This window comes from Protofrankia sp. Cr1, from assembly GCF_963555865.1.
In the GTDB taxonomy this organism is placed as follows: Bacteria; Actinomycetota; Actinomycetes; order Frankiales; family Frankiaceae; genus Protofrankia.
The window spans coordinates 1-3,421 of record NZ_CAUVXO010000543.1 but is presented as its reverse complement, the minus strand read 5'-3'; the positions used below and the strand labels follow the sequence as shown (position 1 = coordinate 3,421).

Sequence of the window (3,421 nt, the reverse complement as noted above, 5' to 3'; positions counted from 1 at the left end):
TCCGCCAACCGGCGGGCGGAGGCAACCATCGCGCTGCCGCGATCCCGGGCCGCCGCGGTGCCGCCGGTGTTGAGCAGGGCGGTGAGCTCCCGCTCGACAAGCTCAAGGAACCCCCGGCTGTCGGCGGGCACCATCGGCACGACCTCGCCCAGCAGCGCGGCGACCGACGACTCCCCCGCGAGCATGCCCGTGAAGCGCAACGCCTGCGCGACGACGTCATCGAAACGCCGCTGGGCGGCAAGGTGACGGGCCACCTCGACCAGATCCGCGAACTCGGCGCGCCCCGCCTTGATGCGGGCCAGCCGCATCCGCTCGGCTCTGCCGTGTCGCTCCGTCCGCGTCTCGGGCTCGACGTCGGCCAGCCAGTGGGCGATCCACGGGTGGACGAGCACATCGCCGTCGAGGCGCAGCAGCAGCGTCCGGTCCGCGAGCCGCCGGACGGCCGCGGCGACAACCCGGTGTCGTGCCCGGTCGGGCTCGGCCCCCTGCCACGCGAACGCGAGATCGTCGACCGACATCGGGGCGCTGGACACCGCCGCCTGCAGGAGAAGTGCACGCTCGTCCGCCGTCACCGTCGCGAGCAGCAGCTCCAGGACGATGTCCCGGCTGCCGAGCAGAAGGGCATCATCCACCGCCTCGCCGAAGGTGCGATCATCGAGCAGGTCGATGCCAAGCCTGTCGGCCAGATCGCCGATCTTCTCGGTAACCTCCAGCAGGTTTGCCGCGCCGTTGCGCAGCAAGGCGTCGACGAACTCCAACAGCCGCGGATGACCACCGATCGTCCGGGTCAGGGTGCGCCGGTCGTCGTCACCCAGCGCCCGCAGGCTCGGTAGCCGCAGCAGTAGGCGACCCAGCTCGGAGCCGCTGAGTGGCCCGACCTCCACCCGATGAAACGGCACGGTACGGCTCGGCAGGGGATATCGACACGTCACGAGCAGACGGCCGGCGCCACTCGGACTGCCAGGGCCACCAAGGCCACCCGAACGACCAGGGCCACCGGCCCGAGCCAGCTCGGCGAACACCTCGGCGAAGCCCGGGTCGGCGAAGCGCCGACCGTCCTCGGTGAGGTTCTGTTCGAAGTCGTCGAACAGCAACAGCAGGCGGTGCTCGCCCAGCAACGCCCGGATGAGCGCGATTTTGTCCGTTTCCTCGTGACGGGAGTCGGTGAGGGCGGTCCGCGCCTCGACCAGCTCCGGGATCGGGATGCCGCGCAGGGCCTGCGCGGTCGCGGCGATCAGCGACGGCGGGTTCCACCGGCCGACGTGTACCGCCACCGCCCAGCCCTCAGCCCGCAGTCGGGCCATTACCCGCCCGGCAACGGCGGTCTTGCCGATCCCGCCGGGTCCGGTCAGCACCACGCCGGCAACCGCGCCCCAACGCGTGACCGCGGCGCTGCCGCCCCGCAGCACCGCGAGCGCGGTGCGGACCTCCCGGCGGCGCCCGACGAGATCACCCATGGCCAGCTCACGGACGCTGCCACCGGCCGGCGCGGCAAACGGGCGGGTCAGCGGACACGTGTCGGCGGTCGCATCGAGCAACGGCGGATCGCCGGCCGCGGCCAGCAGCGTCGCGGTGGCGTACTCGGGCGGTGCGAGCCGGCCGGTGGCCCGCGCGCTCGCCCGGCGATCGGCATCCACCCGGCGGCGGGCCTCGGCAAGGGCCGCCGCCACCGACCCGGCGCGGCCGGAGGCCAGCTCCGTGTAGAAGACCCTGGCCAGGTCAGTTGCGTAACGGTCGGTGACGGTCGTCTGCATGGCCACCACCCGGTCGGCACCGCGGCGGACCAGGGTCTGCGCCAGACCCTCGGTGCCGCCGGCCGCACCCGAGCAGGACGACAGCACGATCAGCGGCAGCGGCCGGGATGCGCCCTTGATCGCGTCCACCAACTCCGCTGCCTGGATCGGGACCGGGTTGCCGTCCTCGTCCTCCAGCTCCACCGAGGATGCCGATCCGTGCGCGGACAGGTGCAGCACGTGGTAACTGTCCCTGTCAGCGGTATCGGAGTCCCCGCGGTTCCGGCCGCCCAGCGCCTCGGAGATCTCCGTCAGGCCGGCGACCTCGAGGATCGTGACCTGCGCGGCCCCGGAACCGGCCACCGGACGGACCGCGTCGATGATCGCCTGCATCTCCGCCTCGACGTCGAGCGGGGCGTTCTGCGTCCGGGTCTCCTCCGGCGCCGCCACCGCGACGAGGATCTTCAGCGGACCCGGCAGCGGCGCAGTCGCCACCCGGTTCAACCCGGCGACCCGGCGGGTGAGCCGCACCCCGGGCATGGTGGCGAGCAACCTTCCCCCAGCCATCCGCAGCAGCTCGTAGGGCAGGGCGAGCGCCGTGCCGTCGGCCTCCACCACGATGTCCACGACCGCCCCGAACGGCGAGCCGTCGATCAGCTCGGTGATGTGCCGCGCGGTGTCGGCGTCGAACAGCGCGTCCCGCAACCGATGACCGGCCTGGGACAGGTGCGCGTCCGCCGCCGCCGCATCCGCCGGCTGTGCCGTCCACACCGTGTCGAGCCCGACCGGCAGGGCGCCGGTGCGCTCCCCCAGCAGCGTGCCGGCGAGCAGCACCCGGGTGGTGAGTCGGCCGTCGGCGAGCCGCACCGCAAGGACGAGATCATGGGTGAGCGAACCCGAGCGTGCCCCGTCCTGACCGCTTGCGCCGGCCCGCGAACCGGCCTGCGGTGGTGCCCCGGGCAGGGCGACGTCACGGGGAGGCAGGACGGGGCGCGTCCCGAGCGGTGGCTCGATCTCGAACGGCTGGCCGGTCAGGACGCGCAGTAGCGTCTCCATCCCGGCACCGGTGTCGGAGATCTCCGCGATCGGGTAGTGGGTCGTCGCGTACGGGCCGAGCCACACCGGGATGTCCTCGACCGAGCGGCCGGGCAGCAGCACCGGCAGGAACGTCGCCATCGCGGCCGGCCGGTCGCGGTACAGCTCCTCGCGGATCAACGCCGCCTCGAACTGCACCCCGCGACCCTCATCCGCGGCGGCTTCGCCCTCGCTACGGCGGCGGTACTGCGGCGACGCGAGGATCAGCACAAAATCAGATGCGCGGACCTCGGCAAGCATCCACAGCGGCCAGTCCTGCCGGCGTTCGGCCGTCGGCTTGTCGAGCTTCGCGTCGATCTCCCGGGACCTCAGGAAGATCCACAGATCGCGGACGACGTTCTCGTGTTCGGGTGACTCGTGTGCGTAGGAGAGAAACACCCGCGGCGGATGATCTGTCGCCGCACGCTCATCGTCACCACTGCCGCTGCCCACGCCAGTGCCGGTGTCATCCCCCATCCCCCTGCTGTCGGCAGACAGGGGGATCATAAGCGCACTAAGTGGTCAGTCTACTCACCAAGGTGGCCGGGTCCAGTTTCCCGGTGACGACTTCCCCGATGACGACGCCACCGATGACGACGTCATCGGGGACGACG

Annotated in this window: 1 protein-coding gene; it reads right to left on the bottom strand. The window is 72.1% G+C overall.

The features are described from left to right. A partial coding sequence (locus U9980_RS25455) for a CHAT domain-containing protein (RefSeq protein WP_322770247.1) occupies window positions 1-3,284 on the bottom strand: 3,284 nt, incomplete at its 3' end. Window positions 3,285-3,421: the final 137 nt, after the last annotated feature.